This is a genomic window from Gilliamella sp. wkB178, from assembly GCF_001690705.1.
In the GTDB taxonomy this organism is placed as follows: domain Bacteria; phylum Pseudomonadota; class Gammaproteobacteria; order Enterobacterales; family Orbaceae; genus Gilliamella; species Gilliamella apicola_K.
Genome location: NZ_LZGK01000013.1, coordinates 719,653 through 737,740, shown reverse-complemented (window position 1 = coordinate 737,740; position 18,088 = coordinate 719,653). Strand labels below are relative to the sequence as shown.

Sequence of the window (18,088 nt, the reverse complement as noted above, 5' to 3'; positions counted from 1 at the left end):
TGGCGGCTTAATATAATTACTGTTTTTTAAATAAAAGACTAATTAAAATAATTTATAATAAATCAACAACCACACTTAAACGCAGGTTAAAGTGCCACAATATATTGCACTGCACCAAAAAAATGCACGCCAATGTCTTAAAATAGTGCAAATAAATTACTACTATGATTTTAGTCATACCAAGATTTATTTATAATTTTAATTAATTTGATTGCAAAGGCAGCCGATTTTATTCCCCGCTTAAGTGGTGCCGAGGGAGTTAATTGGCATAGAACAGCCGGCAGGAAGCCTGGTGAGCCGTGGGCGCACAAGGAGGTGCGATACGCGGCGGTTCGTTAAGTGCCAATTAGCGAGCGAGGGCAGTCACGCAGTGACCACTACTTCCCGCGGGGTGTGGGGAGATTGTTAACAGGGATTCACCCCCAATCCCTGTTAACGCCTACGCGGCAGCGTGGCTAATGAGCCGGTTTTTATACGCAAACGTATACCTCTCAGGAAACATCTTGGCAAGCATAAAAATGCCAGCGGCGTGGCTGGCATTTTTAAAAAGCGGCTCGGGTTGCCCCTGCCGCTGCAACAGTCCATTGGCTATTTAGAGACGCATATCATTTTTTCTTTGACATAGTTGTCTGGTTCTCTGGCTACAGTACCAGTAGTTGCACTAACAGCATACAGAATACGACTATCAGTCCCAGTCCAGTAGTAGTAATTACCGTATCCGGCATCTGCATAAGCCCTTGGGTCCCCCCATTCGGTAAATAAACCAACACCAATATTACGGTGATAACTATTATCAGGTGCAACCCACGATTGACCAGGATTGATGTATACAGCGTTGGTGAGGCGGCCAATTGATACCATATCATATCCTATCTCGCTACACCACTGTATTATTTCGTTACGTTTCGCTTCAATATATCCTTTGTGAACAAACCAATACTTTAACACAAAACCATATTTTATTACCGCTCTATTACTACTATCATAACCCACTATCTCGAATAGTTTCGGCAAGGCGGTGGAACCAGTTCCACGAGACTCCCATTTTGGACCAGTAAGAGTGACGCGCACCGAAGAGGCACCATCAGGATTAAAATTAGAATCTACTGGTGGGTTCAATGTCATAGTGGCAGTAATACCACCCTGACGAACAGTTGGCCAAGTTAAAGTTGAAACATCAATACCAGTCACTAGTAAATCAAAATGCAGCATATTGGAACCAGTAGTTGGGAAGTTACGATTGTAGTTTGATGGCGTAGTGGATTGCACTAGGAAGCCTTTCTCCGGGTTCCATATATCAGCCGGGCCGAGGAAGTTTCCAAAATATGTATTCAGTCCTGCTGTAGCTTGCTCATGATTTGTACCATAGTGAAGATTTGGTCTGGCGTAACAGACTGTAGGCCCTGCTTTAGGACTGATATAATAAGTGGCAGTACCACCGCTGAAAATACTACTATTAGGTAGCCCATACTGGGTGGTTAAACTACCAGCTGTACTGGTCAATACTAATTTATAGGGTGGCACTGAAGTACCACAAGTATTAAGAATAGTATCACGACTAACAACTTGACCGTTGCTATCGGTAATACTAACGGTTAAATTCCCCGTAGCTGTAACACCATTTGTACCCTGACCATCACCATCATCATCGCCCCAATAATTATAGGGTGCACCAATTAAAGCACTTAAGGCAATGGAATTGGTATTGGTAGGCACCAGCATACCTACATCAGCGAAACTTTGATTGGCCTCTGGAAGCTGTATTGGGTTGGCTGCGGTTGAAGTATTGGTTGCCGGAGTGAAACGAGCACCGTTGGAAAGTTTAATACCTAACAGATCATCCGTAGTCGTAACCTTAGTTACCCCATTATCAAAGGTTAAATACGGCTCAGTACCATGGATTACCTGGGCGGTAGTAGCCGACAACGCTTGGGTAGTAGTAGCATACGGCAATAACAACAACGGCATTAAGGCTAAACCACGCTTTAAGCTAAAACCAAAACGCGGTAGTCGCTTAATTAGTGATAATGGCGGTAACTGCCGATTTGGCGGTAATGATTGTAGTAACCGTAATGGTATTATTGAAGATAATTGCTGATTTTGGTAACTAGGTTGCCGATTATGCCGACGGTGCGAGGCTAAATCTGGGGTTAAATCGGGGACTAAATTATCACTTCGGTGAAATGAGTCAACTATAGTGTGCTGAGATAGATTTTGGACGTAAAGCTGCCAGTGCTTGTGTCTTGTGTCTTGTGTCTTCCAGTATAAGGCATGATGAAGATTCCGTCAAGTAATTTTATGTTTTATTTACACTTTTTCCATTCGAGTGCGCGAAAAATAACCTCCGCACCACTCATCGTTAAAAGTATATCGCCTTGATAAAATTTAACTACTGTTTTGTTAGGTTTATTTGTAAAGAATAGTAAAGATGAAGGGATTTGCTTTATTTTTAAGCTAGGTTTGGGGCTGAGTTTTTATACTGAAACGTATACCTCTCAGGAAACATCTTGACAAACGTTATTGTGCTTTAGTTATTTGAAGCCGTTAGGTTTCGAGCGTTTTACGATTTGGTGATTATTTTAATTGCGGAGTTAACGCTCGAGTAAGGGAATTTTAACGCGAAAATTCCCTTACAACCCAAACGCGGGCCTGCAGATGGAGGTCTGCGACTGCCCTCCGCCTTCGCTTGGTCTTAACGCACCGGTCGTGATTTGTTCCTACAAAGCACTCCCTCGGCAAACCTCCCTGTTTGCCGTGCTAACCGCACTCAGTTGTCGGCACCATCTAACGGCCAATTGAACACCAACACCTTAACACCTTTATCTTTTGTTGAATTAACTGGTTGTTACTTCCCGCGGGGTGTGGGGAGATTGTTAACAGGGATTCACACCAATCCCTGTTAACACCTACGCGGCAGCGTGGCTAATGAGCCGATTTTTATACGCAAACGTATACCTCTCAGGAAACATCTTGACAAGCATAAAAATGCCAGCGGCGTGGCTGGCATTTTTAAAAAGCGGCTCGGGTTGCCCCTGCCGCTGCAACCGTCCTGTTGTTACTTAAACCTTATTACCCCTTATTAAACACCCGTGACTTAAGGATTAAGGACTAAGAACTAAGGACTAAGGATAGATGCAAAGCCCGAAACCGCTGCTGCTCGGGAAGGCGTTGCCAACGGAGCCGCTGTCCGAGCGGACAACCACCTGGTATGAACCGCTGCTGTCACTTGTAAAGTAGCCGACTTTGGCGAAGCCGGCAGCGGTATAAACGTTCATGTTGCCCCATTCGGCGAACAAACCCTTACCAATATTACGTTTGTAATAATTGTTTGTATTGTCAGAGGTTCCAACTCCGTTAGTTAAGTCTTTGGCCTGGGATAGACGGTAACCACCGCCTAAACTACTACACCAGGATGAGGTGTTAGCAAGATTACCTCGTTGAGTTCCGCGGTGGACGAACCACTTTTTTAACACAAAGCCATAGCTTAATACCTCGTTATTACTACTATCTTTACCGACTAACACGAATGTCTGTGGCAAGATGGGAGTAGCGATACTACCTGGTGTGGCTGAACTTTGTTGGGATGCTGTTGCCACCGGACCGGTGAGGGTGACGCGGATGTTATTAGCATTATCGGGTGATGGCGTCATGGTAGCCGTTATACCTCCTTGGGTGACTGTTGGCCATGTCAATGTTGAACCATTAATACCACTTATGTCTAAATCAAAATACAGATTATTAGCACCGGTAGTAGGGAAGTTACGACTGTAACTTGATGGTGTAGTGGATTGCACCAGGAAGCCTTTAGTTGGGCTCCAGATAGTGTCGAAGCCGGCGTAGTTGTCGGAGCCACGGTCAAGACTCGGCCTGGCGTAACAGATTGTAGGCCCGCCTTTAGGACTAATATAATAGGTGGCAGTACCACCGCTGAAACTACTACTATTAGGCAGCCCATACTGGGTGGTTAAACTACCAGCTGTACTAGTCAATACTAATTTATACGGTGGCACTGTAGTACCACAAGTATTAAGAATAGTATCACGACTAACAACTTGACCGTTGCTATCGGTAATACTAACAGTTAAATTCCCCGTGGCTGTAACACCATTTGTACCCTGACCATCACCATCATCATCGCCCCAATAATTATAAGGGGCACCAATTAGAGAGCTTAAGGCAATGGAATTGGTATTGGTAGGCACCAGCATACCAATATCGGTAAAGCGCTGGTTGGCTACCGGCAGCACAATTGGGTTGGCTGCGGTTGAGGTATTATGGCTCGGTGTGTAGGTGGTTTGAGTAGTACCGTCAGAGATGGTAATACCTAACAGACCCTCCGTAGTAGTAACCTTAGTTACCCCATTATCAAAGGTTAAATATGGCTCAGTACCATGGATTACCTGGGCGGTAGTCGCGGACAATGCTTGAGTAGTAGTAGCATACGGCAATAATAACAATGGCATTAAGGCTAGACAACGCTTTAAACTAAAACCTAAGTGCAGCGGGCGCTTAATTGATAATAATGGTGGTAACTGCCGATTTAGCGGTAATGGTGTTAATGATTGTCGCTGCTGATTTGGGTAGTTGGGTTGCCGACGGTGCGGTACTAAATCGGGGGCTAAATTATCACTTTGGTGAAAGAAGTTAACTACAGTGTGTTGAGATAGATTTTGGACGTAAAGCTGCCAGTGCTTGTGTCTTGTGTCTTGTGTCTTCCAGTATAAGCCATGATGAAGATTCCGTCAAGTAATTTTATGTTTTATTTACATTTTTTCCATTCGAGTGCGCGAAAAATAACCTCTGCACCACTCAACGCTAAAAGTATATCGCCTTGATAAATTTTAACTACTATTTTGTTAAGTTTATTTGTAAAGAATAGTAAAGATGAACGATTATCCTTGCGGAATTGGTTGGTTTTTATACGCAACCATACCCTTCTCAGGAAACATCTTAACATAGATTATTGTGATTTTATTATTTGAATCCGTTAGGTTTCGAGCGTTTTATAGTTAGGTGATTATTTTAATTGCGGAGTTAACGCTCGAGTAAGGGAATTTTAACGCGAAAATTCCCTTACAACCCAAACGCGGGCCTGCAGATGGTGGTCTGCGACTACCATCCGCCTTCGCTTGGTCTTAACGCACCGGTCGTGATTTGTTCCTACAAAGCACTCCCTCGGCAAACCTCCCTGTTTGCCGTGCTAACCGCACTCAGTTGTCGGCACCATCTAACGGCCAATTGAACACCTAAAAACCAAGACTATTGTGGAATTAATTGGTTTTTACTTCCCGCGGGGTGTGGGGAGATTGTTAACAGGGATTCACACCAATCCCTCTTAACGCCTAAGCGGCAGCGTGACTAATTAGCCGGTTTTTATACTCAAACATACCCCTCTCAGGAAACATCTTGACAAGCATAACAATGCCAGCGTGAATTGCTGGCATTTATAGGACGCGGCTCGGGTTGCCCCTACCGCTGCAACTGTTCATTGGCTACTTATTCTTAATTGCTTCTTATAAATGCCTGCAACTTAAGGATTAAGGATAGGTGCAAGCACCCCGCATCATAAAGTGTACCATCTCATACCGTACGCTACCGTCGCCGTCTATAATAAAGTCTCTATTAATATCATCAACCTCACTTGTCCAGTATTTTGTATAATTGTAGCCATATTCATGCATATTCGACCATTCAGTTAAAAAACCCGCACCGATATTACGCTGTAAATGATTCCCTGTTGATGAGGGCGTGGCTCCAACAAAACGATGAGCGTCTCTAGGGTCTTTTATCCCAGTATAAAATGCATTGGTTACATCTTTTATTTTTATCAGCCGATAACCTATTCTTGGACACCAAGCAGCCATATCTTCTTGGTACCAGTCATCTTCTCGAACGATAAACCACTGCTTTAATACAAAGCCATATTTTACTACCGCGGTATGATTACTATCATAACCGACTATCTCGAATTGCTGTGGCAAATTTGGTACCGTAACCAAACCCGGTTTTTGTGTTTGTTGTTGAGCGGTTGTTGCCGCCGGTCCCTTAAGGGTGACGCGCACAGTAGAGGCACCATCAGGGTTAAAATAATAATCTTCAGGCGGGTTGGGTGTCAATGTAGCAGTAATATCACCCTGATTGATGGTTGACCAAGTCAATTTTGAACCATCAATACCCGCTACCAGCAAATCAAAATATAGATTATTGGCTCCAGTAGTCGGGAAATTAGTCCCATAAGATGACGGTGAAGTTGATTGCACCAGAAAACCTTTCTCCTCATTCCAAATATTAGCGGGACCTTTGTATTCGTCATAACCCCAATCCAAACTTGGTCTGGCATAGCAGATCCTAGGCTCTGCTTTAGGACTGATATAATAAGTGGCAGTACTACCTGTGAAATTACTACTATTAGGCAGCCCATATTGGGTGGTTAAACTACCAGCAGTACTGGTTAATTCCACTTTGTAAGGGGCACCACAAATACTTAATACCGCATTTCGACTTACTGCTTGATTGTCTTTATCGGTAATACGCACGCTTAAATTACCGCTAGCGGTAATACCATCAACACCCTGACCATCACCATCATCATCGCCCCAATAATTATAGGGTGCTCCAATTAGAGCGTTTAAGGCGATTGAATCAGTATTGGTAGGCACCAACATGCCAATATCGGTAAAGCGCTGATTGGCTACCGGCAGCACTATTGGGTTGGCTGCGGTTGAAGTATTATCCGGTGTGTAGGTGGTTTGAGTAGTACCGTCGGAGATGGTAATCCCTAACAGACCCTCCGTAGTCGTGACTTTAGTTACCCCATTATCAAAGGTTAAATACGGCTGAGTACCATGAATTACCTGTGCCGTAGTAGCCGACAACGCTTGGGTAGTAGTCGCATACGGCAACAATAGCCACGGTATGAAGGCTAAATAACGCTTTAAGCTAAAACTTAAACGTGGTTGGCGCTTAATTAGTGATAATGGCGGTAATGGTTGTTGCTGCTGATTTGGGTAGTTGGATTGCCGACGGTGCGGAGCAAAATCGGGGACTAAATCGGCGACTAAATTATCACTTGGGTGAAATGAGTCAACTATAGTGTGTTGAGATAGATTTTGGACGTAAAGCTGCCAGTGCTTGTGTCTTGTGTCTTGTGTCTAAAATTATAATGCATATTGTGCGTTCCGTCAAGTAATTTTATGTTTTATTTGCATTTTTTAGCCTAATTGCTAATAAATTAAGCTAAATCCATTTTTTTAGATTTAAAAGTATAACGTCTTGAAAAAATTTAACTACTTTTTTTAGCAGATTATTTGTAAAAAACTGTAAAGATCGGTGATTTTATTCTTACTAAGGGGTTTGGTTTTTACTTGCCGCGGGGCGTGGGGAGATTGTTAACAGGGATTCACACCGATCCCTGTTAACGAAAAAGCGGCAGCTTGACTGATTAGCCAACTTTTATACGCAAACGTACCCCTATCAGGAAACATCTTGACAAACATAAAAATGCCAGCAATCAATGCTGGCATTTTTAAAAAACGGCTTGGGTTACCCCCGCCGCTGCCACTGTCCTCTTGGCTGTTTAATCTTAATTGTTCCTTATTAACTTATTACAACTTAAGGCCTAGAACTAAGGATAGACGCAAACCCCGTAGTAGCCGTCGTAGAGGAATGTACTAGTAGTGTAGCCATGGCTCAAGTGAATCATGTAATGGCTATTTGAGTTTAATGTACTGATGTCATTCGACCAGTAGTATATCGATTCGAAACCGGACTCGGTAATTTCGGACAAGTTGCCCCATTCAGCAAAAAAACCACCACCAATATTACGCTGGTAATTATTTTGAGTTGATGGTGGTGTGGCACCTACTACACCTTGGCATTCACGCCCTGAATTATACCCCGCGCACACCGCATTAGTTAACTCATTTACCTTGGGTACACGATATGCTTCACCTAATTTTGAACACCAATCCCTTATTTTAAGAACAGAATTTGTTTGTTTTCCGCGGTTGATGAACCAATGCTTTAAGACAAAGCCATATTTTAATACTGCTGTATGATTACTATCATAACCGACTATCTCGAAAGTCTGTGGTAAGCTGGGTGGACTAAGTTTAGTCGGATAATCTGTGTTGATTTGCGTGCTAGTTGCCGCTGGACCAGTGAGGGTTATGCGCACCGAGGAAGCACCATCAGGATTAAAAGTGGGAAAATTTCTTTGGTTAGGAGTGCTTTTGGGTGGATTAACGGTCATAGTTGCAGTAATACCACCTAGAGTGACATCTGGCCAAGTTAAAGTTGCCGCATCTATACCACCTGCAAGTAAATCAAAGTGTAGCTTATTAGCAGCAGCAGTCGGGAAGTTACGGTCGTAACTTGATGACTCAGTAGATTGCACTAGGAAGCCTTTTTTCGTATTCCAGATATTGGCAGGGCCGGCAAAGTTCCAGTTTACTACTTCTACACTATTGGTACCATAGTTCAGATTCGGCCTGGCATAACATATTTTCGGCTCGGCTTTAGGACTGACATAATAAGTAGCTCTATTACCTGTGAAGTAACTTATATTGGGCAACCCATACTGGGTAGTTAAACTAACATCAGTACTGGTTAATACTATTTTATAAGGCGCTTGACAGACATCCAAGGTGGTACTACGACTCACTTCTTGATTGTCTCTATCGGTAATACTCACTGTTAAATTACCCGTAGCCGTAATCCCATTAACACCCTCACCATCACCATCATCATCACCCCAATAATTATAGGGTTGACCAATTAAAGTATTTAAAGCGATGGAGTTAGTAGTCGCTGGCACCACCATATTAATATCAGTAAACTTCTGGTTGGCTTCAGGAAGCACAATTGGACTATCTTTGGTTGAGGTATTCGTTGTCGGTGTGATTTTAGTATCGTCGGATAAAGTAATACTTAATAACCCATCTGCAGTAGTAACCTTGGTTACCCCATTATCAAAAGTTAAATAAGGCGCACTACCATTAATAACTTGCACCGTAGTCGCCGACAACGCCTGCGTATTAGCCGAATATAACCAAAATACTAATAACAGCAAAGCCAAACCTAGTTTGACTAACCAGCGTGAACTCAGTGTTTGAGCACCTATTAAATTTGAAGATATATTTGCCGATAAAGTTTGCCAACAACCTGACCGAACCTGCCCATATTGACTAGCCAAATTAGCGGCAGGCATAATGCCTAAATAAGATTGCCGATTGAAATGGTGATATTTTAGAAGATTTAAAATATAGATTTGCCTACGCTGGCATATACCAATAAACTGCATAACTATGCTTCCCTGTTAACTAATTATCTATTTTATTTAAATTTTAGTCCTCCATTGTAAAAAATACCGCTAAATTCATTTCAGCTTTTAAAAGTATAAAACTATATATAAAAAATAACTATCCCCTTTAATTTAAAAATATCAAAAAAAATATAAATTATGCATATATTAAAACAGCAACCAATACCACTGCCGCCCTATCCGCTTTACTAATCGGAAGTACACTTATTTTAGGTGAATTTAATTTAATACCATAAAAACCTAGCTAATTAGCTTAATAACACTTAAGCCATAAAAAACCAGTTGTTAATAACTGGTTTTTAGAATCGCGGCTCGGGTTGCCCCTGCCGCTGCAACCGTCCTTTGGTTGCTTAAACTTTATTACCCCTTATTAAACACCCGTGACTTAAGGATTAAGGACTAAGGATAGGCGCAAACCCCGTAGTAGCCGCGGCTGTTGACCAGATTGCCGCCGATAACGTAGCCGTTGTCAACGAAGCCGGCGTCCGAGTTGACATAGTACTGGTTCGAACCGCTGCTGTCACTTGTCCACCAGTAGTAGGGGTTGACGAAGCCGGCAGCGGTATAATCGGTCACGTCGCCCCATTCGGTGAACAAACCCGCACCAATATTACGTTGGTAAATATTCTCAGTTGATGACGGCGTGGCGACTGGCCAAGGATTACTTTGACACCAAGAACCATCACATACCGCGTTAGTTAAGTCTTTGACTTTGGATAGACGGTAACCACCGCCTAAACTACGACACCAGAATGAGGTGTTAGCATAAGTATCCCATTTACCTCCACGGTTGACGAACCACTGCTGTAACTCAAAACCATATTTTAATACCTCGTTATTACTACTATCTTTACCTACTAACACGAATGTCTGTGGCAAGGTGGGAGTAGCGACGGTACCTGGTGAGGATGAACTGATTTGGGATGCTGTTGCCACCGGACCGGTGAGGGTGACGCGGATGTTATTAGCATTAGCGGGGGATGGCGTCATGGTGGCGGTAATACCTCCTTGGCTGACTGTTGGCCATGTCAATGCTGAACCTTTAATACCACCTATGTCTAAATCAAAATACAGATTATTAGCACCGGTAGTCGGGAAGTTACGATTGTAACCTGATGGTGTAGTTGATTGCACCAGAAAGCCTTTAGTTGGGTTCCAGATAGTGGCGGGGCCGGCGAAGTTCCGTCCTGATATTTCTCGGCCATTGGTGCCAAATCGCAGATTTGGTCGGGCGTAACAGATTTTAGGTGGCGCTTTAGGGCTGATATAATAAGTGGCTGTACTGCCTGTGAAATTACTACTATTAGGCAGCCCATACTGGGTGGTTAAACTACCGGCTGTACTGGTTAATGCCACTTTATAAGGCGCTTGACAGATATCTAAGCTGGCACTACGACTCACGACTTGATTGTCTTTATCGGTAATACTAACAGTTAAATCACCCGTTGCGGTAATACCATTAGCACCCTGACCATCACCATCATCATCACCCCAATAATTATAGGGAGCACCTATTAGAGCGTTTAAGGTGATGGAATTGGTATTGCTAGGCACCAGCATACCAATATCTGTAAAGCGCTGATTGGCTACCCGGAGTACTATGGGGTTGGCTGCGGTTGAAGTATTATCCGGTGTATAGGTGGTTCGAGTAGTACCGTCGGAGATGGTAATACTTAGTAGAGCTTCCGTAGTGGTAACCTTAGTTACCCCATTATCAAAGGTTAAATACGGCGCACTGCCATGGATAACTTGGGCGGTAGTGGCTGACAACGCTTGGGTAGTGGTAGCATACGGCAACAATAGCCACGGCATTAAAGTTAAACCACGCTTTAAGTTAAAACCTAAACGCAGCGGGCGCTTAATTAGTGATAATGGCGGTAATGATTGCTGCTGCTTTGGGTGACTGAATTGCCGACGGTGCTGTGCTAAATCGGGGACTAAATTATCACTTCGGTGAAATGAGTCAACTACAGTGCATTGAGATAGATTTTGGACGTAAAGCTGCCAGTGCTTGTGTCTTGTGTCTTGTGTCTTTCAGTATAAGGCATGATGAAGATTCCGTCAAGTAATTTTATGTTTTATTTACACTTTTTCCATTTGAGTGCGCGAAAATTAACCTCCGCACCACTCACGTTAAAAGTATATCGCCTTGATGAAATTTAACTACTGTTTTGCTGAGTTTATTTGTAAAGAATAGTAAAGATGAAGGCTTTTGTCTAATTTTTAGATATTTAAATCGTTAGGTTTCGAGCGTTTTATGCTTGGGTGTTTGTTTTTATTCCCCGCTTAAGTGGTGCCGAGGGAGTTAATTGGCATAGAACAGCCGGCAGGAAGCCGGATGAGCCGTGGGCGCACAGGGAAGTGCGATACGCGGCGGTTCGTTAAATACCAATTAGCGAGTGAGGGTAGTCACGCAGTGACCACTACTTCCCGCGGGGTGTGGGGAGATTGTTAAGAGGGATTCACATTAATCCCTCTTAACGCGGACGTGGCTCAGTGAGTTATTAAGAACACCTTTGCCAATACCGTCCGCAACCACACCGAACCCAAACCATAGCGAATATTAACCTTTTTCATACTGAAACGTATACCTCTCAGGAAACATCTTAACAAACATAAAAGTGCCAGCGTTGATTGCTGGCATTTTTAAAAAGCGGCTCGGGTTGCCCCTGCCGCTGCAACCATCCTTTGGTTGCTTAAACTTTATTATTCCTTATTAAACACCCGTGACTTAAGGATTAAGGACTAAGAACTAAGGACTAAGGATAGGCGCAAACCCCGTAAATGACGCTGGTGGGAGAGTTGCTCCAAACGGAGCCGGTGTTCGAGTAGACACGGAACTGGATCGAACCGCGGCTGTCACTTGTCCAGTAGTAGTAGGAGTTGACGAAGCCGGCAGCGGTATAATCATACACGTCGCCCCATTCGGTGAACAAACCCGCACCAATATTACGTTGATACCGATTAACAGTTGATGACGGCGTGGCGCCCACTGCTCCTTGGCACCAAGAGCCTGAATTAGTTCCCGAACACACCGCGTTTGTTAAGTCTTTGACCCGGGATAGACGGTAACCTCCGCCTAAATTACTACACCAGGATGAGGTGTTAGCATAATTATCCGATGTATATCCGCGGTTGACGAACCAATGCTGTAACTCAAAACCATATCTTAATACCTCGTTATTACTACTATCTTTACCAACTAACACGAATGTCTGTGGCAAGGTGGGTCTAGCTATACTACCCGGTGTGGTTGAACTTTGTTGAGCTGCTGTTGCAAACGGACCGGTGAGGGTAACGCGGATATTATTAGCATTAGCGGGGGATGGCGTCATGGTAGCGGTTATACCTCCTTGGCTGACTGTTGGCCATGTCAATGCTGAACCTTTAACACCACCTATGTCTAAATCAAAATACAGATTATTAGCCCCGGTAGTCGGGAAGTTACGACTGTAACCTGATGGTGTAGTTGATTGCACCAGGAAGCCTTTATCTGGGTTCCAGATAGTGGCGGGGCCGGCCCAGTCGCCGGTGCCACGCTCAAGACTCGGCCTGGCGTAACAGATTGTAGGTGCGGCTTTAGGACTGATATAATAAGTGGCTGTACCACCGCTGAAACTACTACTATTAGGCAGCCCATACCGGGTGGTTAAACTACCAGCTGTACTGGTTAATGCCACTTTATAAGGCGCTTTACATAAATCTAAGGTAGCACTACGACTCACTGCTTGATTGTCTTTATCGGTAATAGTAACAGTTAAATTACCGGTAGCGGTAATACCATTAGTACCCTGACCATCACCATCATCATCGCCCCAATAATTATAGGGTGTACCGATTAAAGCGTTTAAGGCAATGGAGTTAGTGGTGATTGGTACAAACATCTGTACATTAGCTAAGGTATCTCCTGCTCTAGGTAGCACAATTGGGTTCGTTGCGGTTGAGGTATTGATTGCCGGAGTGATTCGAGAGCCATCAGATAGAGTAATACCTAACAGACCCTCCGTAGTCGTAACCCTAGTTGCCCCATTATCAAAGGTTAAATACGGCTCAGTACCATGGATTACCTGGGCGGTAGTAGCGGACAAGGCTTGGGTAGTAGTAGCATACGGCAATAATAGCCACGGCATTAAAGTTAAACAGCGCTTTAAGCTAAAACCTAAACGTAAATGGAGCTTAATTAGTGATAATGGCGGTAATGATTGTTGCTGTTGATTTGGGTTACCGGGTTGCCGACGGTGCGGTACTAAATCTGGGATTAAATCGGGGACTAAATTATCACTTGGGTGAAATGAGTCAACTACAGTGCGTTGAGATAGATTTTGGGCATAAAGCTGCCAGTGCTTGTGTCTTGTGTCTTGTGTCTTCCAGTATAAGGCATGATGAAGATTCCGTCAAGTAATTTTATGTTTTATTTACACTTTTCCATTCGAGTGCGCGAAAATTAACCTCCACACCACTCATCGCTAAAAGTATATCGCCTTGATAAAATTTAACTACTATTTTGTTAGGTTTATTTGTAAAGAATAGTAAAGATGAAGGCATTGGCTTTATTTTTAAGCTGGGTTTGCGGTTGATTTTTATACTGAAACATACCCCTCTCAGGAAACATCTTGACAGAGTTATTGTGCTTTAGTTATTTGAATCGGTTAGGTTGCGAGCGTTTTATGGTTGGGTGTTGTTTTTACTTCCCCGCTTAAGTGGTGCTGAGGGAGGTAATTGGCATAGAACAGCCGGCAGGAAGCCGGATGAGCCGTGGGCGCACAGGGAGGTGCGATACGCGGCGGTTCGTTAAGTGCCAATTAGCGAGCGAGGGTAGTCACGCAGTGACCACTACTTCCCGCGGGGGTGTGGCGAGATTGTTAAGAGGGATTCACACCAATCCCTCTTAACGCCTACGCGGCAGCGTGACTAATTAGCCAGTTTTTATACTGAAACACACCCCTCTCAGGAAACATCTTGACAGAGATTACTGTAGTTGGTCTTTGATTATTTATTGAATAATAATTTTGCTGTACAATTGTTAGTCATATAGTTTTATAAAAATAATTCTCAATAAAGTGTATCAGTAATTCTGATTATTTAGTTTGGTTTTAATAATACCGAATATGATTTAATTGATGCATGCAATAACCATTAGGAGCAATCAAGGAGCATTCAATATGAAAAAAATCATCCTGGCTTTAATCTGTATTTTTGGCCTAGTAGGAGCAACGGTCGCTGCACCTTTAGATTCATTTAAAAATAAACAAGGCACTATTAATATTGCTGGTGGCACCGCGCATATTCCGGTAATGCGGGAAGCAGCAAAACGCATTATGGAAACTAACCCTAATATTAAGATTACTGTTACTGGTGGTGGTTCTGGCGTTGGCGTTAAAATGGTTGGTGAAGGCTTGGCGCAAATTGGTAATACTGGCCGCCCACTTAAAGCCAATGAAGTAGAGCAATATGGCTTGCAAACATTCCCGTTTGCAATTGACGGTGTTGCCGTAGTGGTTAACCCGCAAAACCCGGTTGCCGCACTTTCTAAACAGCAACTTATTGATATTTTTACCGGCAAGATAACTAATTGGCAACAAGTTGGTGGTAATAATGCCGCGATTACTTTGTATAACCGCGAAGATGGTAGTGGCACTCGCGAAACCTTTGAAACCTTAGCCATTCCGGGCGCTAAATCGGTTAGTTCTGCCAATATTGTTAATTCTAATGGCGCCATGAAAACAGTTATTTCACAAGATGTGAATGCAATTGGTTATGTTGGGATTGGGCATTTAAATAATACCATTAAGGGTATTGTACTGGATGGTATGGTGCCATCACAAGAAAATGCTGCTAATGGTAGTTACAGTGTCACAAGATTGCTTTATATGAACACTAAAGGACAACCACAAGGCATTGTTGCTGATTTTATCGACTATATTTATTCGCCTGATGGCAAAGAAATTATTAGTCAAGCGGGCTACATTCCGGTGGACAAAGCTAAATAGTTTTAATCTAATCACCAATAGCGTAGCCAGTTATTATGCCTTATTTTAAGCGACTGCTAGTAGCCGTACGGATGAATGTTAGTACCACTATTATTTATATCGCTACTGGAGTTGCTTTTTTAAGTATCATATTGCTCTTTATTATGTTAGGGAGCCTGGCATTACCTTTACTTTTGCAAACCGGGGCTAATAGTCCGTTTACGTTGCAATGGTCGCCTGCCAACAATCAATTTGGCATTGTGCCCATGCTTTTGGGTTCGCTGTTATTATCAGTTTTGGCTATTATCATCGCTGTGCCACTGGCTATTACTATTTCTTGCTGGTTGTTAGCCATTGGCCGCGGTTATAAACTTGCTGTAGTTAAAAACATCATCTACTTTATGACCGCTATTCCCACTGTAGTTTATGGTTTTATTGCCTTGTTTTTACTCACGCCGATTATTCGCCAATTATTTGGCGGTTCCGGGTTATGTTGGTTAACCGCTAGCTTAATGGTCAGCATTTTAATCCTTCCTACTATGATTTTAGTGATCTGTACCGGGTTACAAACGCGCTTAAATGCCTTGTGCCCTAGTGGCTTAGCTATAGGTTTTACTAAACTAGACTTGCTGTGGACTTTTATCCTGCCCAATGCCAAAAAAACGCTATTAGCAGCCACTATTTTAGGTTTAGGGCGTGCCATTGGAGACACCTTATTGCCGTTAATGCTAGCCGGCAATGCTACACAAATTACTTTGCACTTATCAGATAGTATCCGGACTTTGTCGGCGCATATGGCATTAGTCACCGCCAATGAAGTGGGCGGGCATGCCTACAACTCTCTTTTTATAGCCGGCTTTTTGCTATTAGTTATTAATACCTTATTGAGTTTGTTAGCTCGGGGATTAACTTCTAAAAATATGCGACAGCATTTTTTGGGTCGATCCACCGTAATTAATGACCCCAAAATATAGTGGCAAACATAATATGAAAAACCGCGCACATTTAACTATCTTCCATTATAGCTGTTCCTTGGCCGTTATTTTGCTTATGGTCGTTATGGCTTTGCTATTGGGCTTTTTAGTTAAACATGGAATTGCCAACCTTAATCTAGCACTGTTTTTTGGTAACACGAATATAGTAGCGGCCATTTTTCATGGCACCCCAGTGTGGGATGGCATTTGGCCTGCGGTGGTTGGCACCTTTAGTTTAGTGTTGCTTAGCCTACTTTTAGCGGTGGTTCCCGGGATTGGCTGTGGTATTTTTTTAGCTGAATATGCCAGCCCAAAAGCCAAGAGTTTGGGGGGGAGTATTATTGATACTCTGGCTGGCACACCCTCAATTGTGATGGGATTATTTGGGTTTAGTTTGATACTTATGCTAAGGCACACAATTTGGCCGCAGGCGAATACCGGATTGTTACTGGCCGCCATTTGTTTAGCTATTCTGGTTTTACCGGTGCTGATTATTAATACTCGCGAGGCGTTTGAATCCATCCCCAAAGATATTCGTATTACCGCCGCCACTTTAGGTTTTACTAAAGCCCAATGTATTCGGCATTTATTACTACCAAGTGCCAGTAAAGGTATTTTTGGCGGAGTGGTGTTAACCATTGGCCGGATCACCGAAGACACTGCGGTTATAATGCTAACCGGTGTTGTCGCCAATAGTGGTTTACCCGCTGGCTTAGGTAGCAAATTTGAAGCGTTACCGTTTAAAATCTATGTGACTGCTGCCGAATATCAAAGCGAGCTAGAACTGGCACAAGGTTTTAGTACCGCACTAATTTTATTGTGCATTGCAGCTGTTATTATGCTGAGTGCCAAGTATATTGAAAAAACCTATAAACAACGTTGGCAAAGGGGTTAGCGTGAATACAGCAATAAAAGTAACTCAATTAAATGTTAGCTTTGCTAAACACCATATATTACGCAATTTGAATGTAACCTTTGCGCGCCAACAAATCACTGTTATTGTCGGCCATTCCGGTTCCGGAAAAACAACTTTGTTACGGGCATTAAACCGATTGAACGACGAGTATGACAACTGCCACACCAGCGGCAATATTGAGGTTAACTTTGGTTGCAAGTGGCAATTAATCTATCCCCTACAACAAAAAAACACCATAGCAACCCAAACTTTACGCCGTAAAGTGGGTATGTTGTTTCAAACCCCGCAACTGTTACCTGTCAGTATTTATCGCAATATAGCCATGCCATTAGAATTAGTGGCCGCCTGCCCCAAAGCACTAATAGCGCCCAAAGTGACAGAAGTGCTGACTAAAGTTGGGCTTTGGGACGAAGTAAGTAATAAGTTAAATGAATCCGCCGAACATTTATCCGGCGGTCAACAACAACGCTTGTGTTTAGCCAGAACGCTGGCTCTAGAGCCAGCTATTTTGTTATTAGATGAACCAACCGGGGCACTGGATGTCCACACCGCCAAAATTATAGAATCACGATTAAATGAACTTAAATCTGACTATACCATTATTATGGTTTCGCATAATTTGCAGCAAGCTTGCCGGTTAGCCGATCAGCTTTTGATTATGCATAATGGCGCAATAACCAATTGTTTAAAACCGCCATTTGATTTAACAACCATCAACCAATTAATTGGCGCTAATCCAACCCCAAACCCAGCTGTATAAGCGCATAATTGATTAAGATTATGCTTTAAGTGTGAGTCTATTTATAGAGTGCTGTTGGTTTAGTGTTTTTCTTAATGCCGTACCAACACTCAGGTAAGGGATTTTTAATGCTAAAATCCCCTACCCGCCAGCCAACGAGGCTCGGGT

At 43.1% G+C, this 18,088-nt stretch carries 12 protein-coding genes; 6 read left to right on the top strand and 6 right to left on the bottom strand.

The features are described 5' to 3' along the window. Nucleotides 1-588: 588 nt before the first annotated feature. Together A9G13_RS07500 and A9G13_RS07495 are read right to left on the bottom strand one after the other, a co-directional pair. On the bottom strand, nt 589-1,968 hold the full coding sequence (locus A9G13_RS07500; RefSeq protein WP_065556956.1) for a hypothetical protein: 1,380 nt from the start codon (nt 1,966-1,968) through the stop codon (nt 589-591). Between the two features lie 1,154 nt (nt 1,969-3,122). Beyond that, entirely contained in the window at nt 3,123-4,463 is a 1,341-nt protein-coding gene (locus A9G13_RS07495) for a hypothetical protein (RefSeq protein WP_065556955.1), read from the bottom strand. 59 nt (nt 4,464-4,522) lie between these two features. Between A9G13_RS07495 and A9G13_RS11260 the strand changes: the two genes are divergently transcribed. After that, a complete protein-coding gene (locus tag A9G13_RS11260) occupies nt 4,523-4,648 on the top strand; it encodes a hypothetical protein (RefSeq protein ID WP_255307342.1) in 126 nt (41 codons plus the stop codon). Nucleotides 4,649-5,537: 889 nt separating this feature from the next. Here the strand turns inward: A9G13_RS11260 and A9G13_RS07490 are convergent. The 4 genes from A9G13_RS07490 to A9G13_RS07475 all read right to left on the bottom strand — a co-directional run bounded on the left by A9G13_RS07490 (nt 5,538) and on the right by A9G13_RS07475 (nt 13,452). Continuing rightward, nucleotides 5,538-6,902 carry a hypothetical protein gene (locus A9G13_RS07490; protein WP_065556954.1) on the bottom strand — a complete coding sequence of 455 codons (1,365 nt, stop codon included), beginning with the start codon at nt 6,900-6,902 and terminating at the stop codon, nt 5,538-5,540. Nucleotides 6,903-7,624: 722 nt separating this feature from the next. After that, nucleotides 7,625-9,301: a hypothetical protein gene (locus tag A9G13_RS07485; RefSeq protein WP_141670888.1), complete on the bottom strand. Its 1,677-nt coding sequence runs from the start codon at nt 9,299-9,301 to the stop codon at nt 7,625-7,627. A gap of 420 nt (nt 9,302-9,721) precedes the next feature. Beyond that, nucleotides 9,722-11,134, bottom strand: coding sequence for a hypothetical protein (locus tag A9G13_RS07480; RefSeq protein ID WP_065556952.1), 1,413 nt, complete (start codon nt 11,132-11,134; stop codon nt 9,722-9,724). A gap of 947 nt (nt 11,135-12,081) precedes the next feature. Next, nucleotides 12,082-13,452, bottom strand: a complete 1,371-nt coding sequence (locus A9G13_RS07475) for a hypothetical protein (protein ID WP_065556951.1) — start codon at nt 13,450-13,452, stop codon at nt 12,082-12,084. 53 nt (nt 13,453-13,505) lie between these two features. On the opposite strand from A9G13_RS07475, the gene A9G13_RS07470 reads away from it, so the two are divergent. From A9G13_RS07470 to A9G13_RS07450, 5 genes are all read left to right on the top strand, one after another. After that, nucleotides 13,506-13,724, top strand: coding sequence for a hypothetical protein (locus A9G13_RS07470; protein ID WP_141670887.1), 219 nt, complete (start codon nt 13,506-13,508; stop codon nt 13,722-13,724). Between the two features lie 760 nt (nt 13,725-14,484). Further along, nucleotides 14,485-15,312 carry a phosphate ABC transporter substrate-binding protein gene (locus A9G13_RS07465; RefSeq protein ID WP_065556949.1) on the top strand — a complete coding sequence of 276 codons (828 nt, stop codon included), beginning with the start codon at nt 14,485-14,487 and terminating at the stop codon, nt 15,310-15,312. A 35-nt stretch (nt 15,313-15,347) separates the two neighbouring features. After that, on the top strand, nt 15,348-16,265 hold the full coding sequence (locus A9G13_RS07460; RefSeq protein WP_081301194.1) for a PstC family ABC transporter permease: 918 nt from the start codon (nt 15,348-15,350) through the stop codon (nt 16,263-16,265). An 85-nt stretch (nt 16,266-16,350) separates the two neighbouring features. Next, nucleotides 16,351-17,160, top strand: a complete 810-nt coding sequence (locus tag A9G13_RS07455; protein ID WP_218059191.1) for a PstA family ABC transporter permease — start codon at nt 16,351-16,353, stop codon at nt 17,158-17,160. A gap of 1 nt (nt 17,161) precedes the next feature. After that, entirely contained in the window at nt 17,162-17,941 is a 780-nt protein-coding gene (locus A9G13_RS07450; protein ID WP_065556947.1) for a phosphate ABC transporter ATP-binding protein, read from the top strand. Nucleotides 17,942-18,088: the final 147 nt, after the last annotated feature.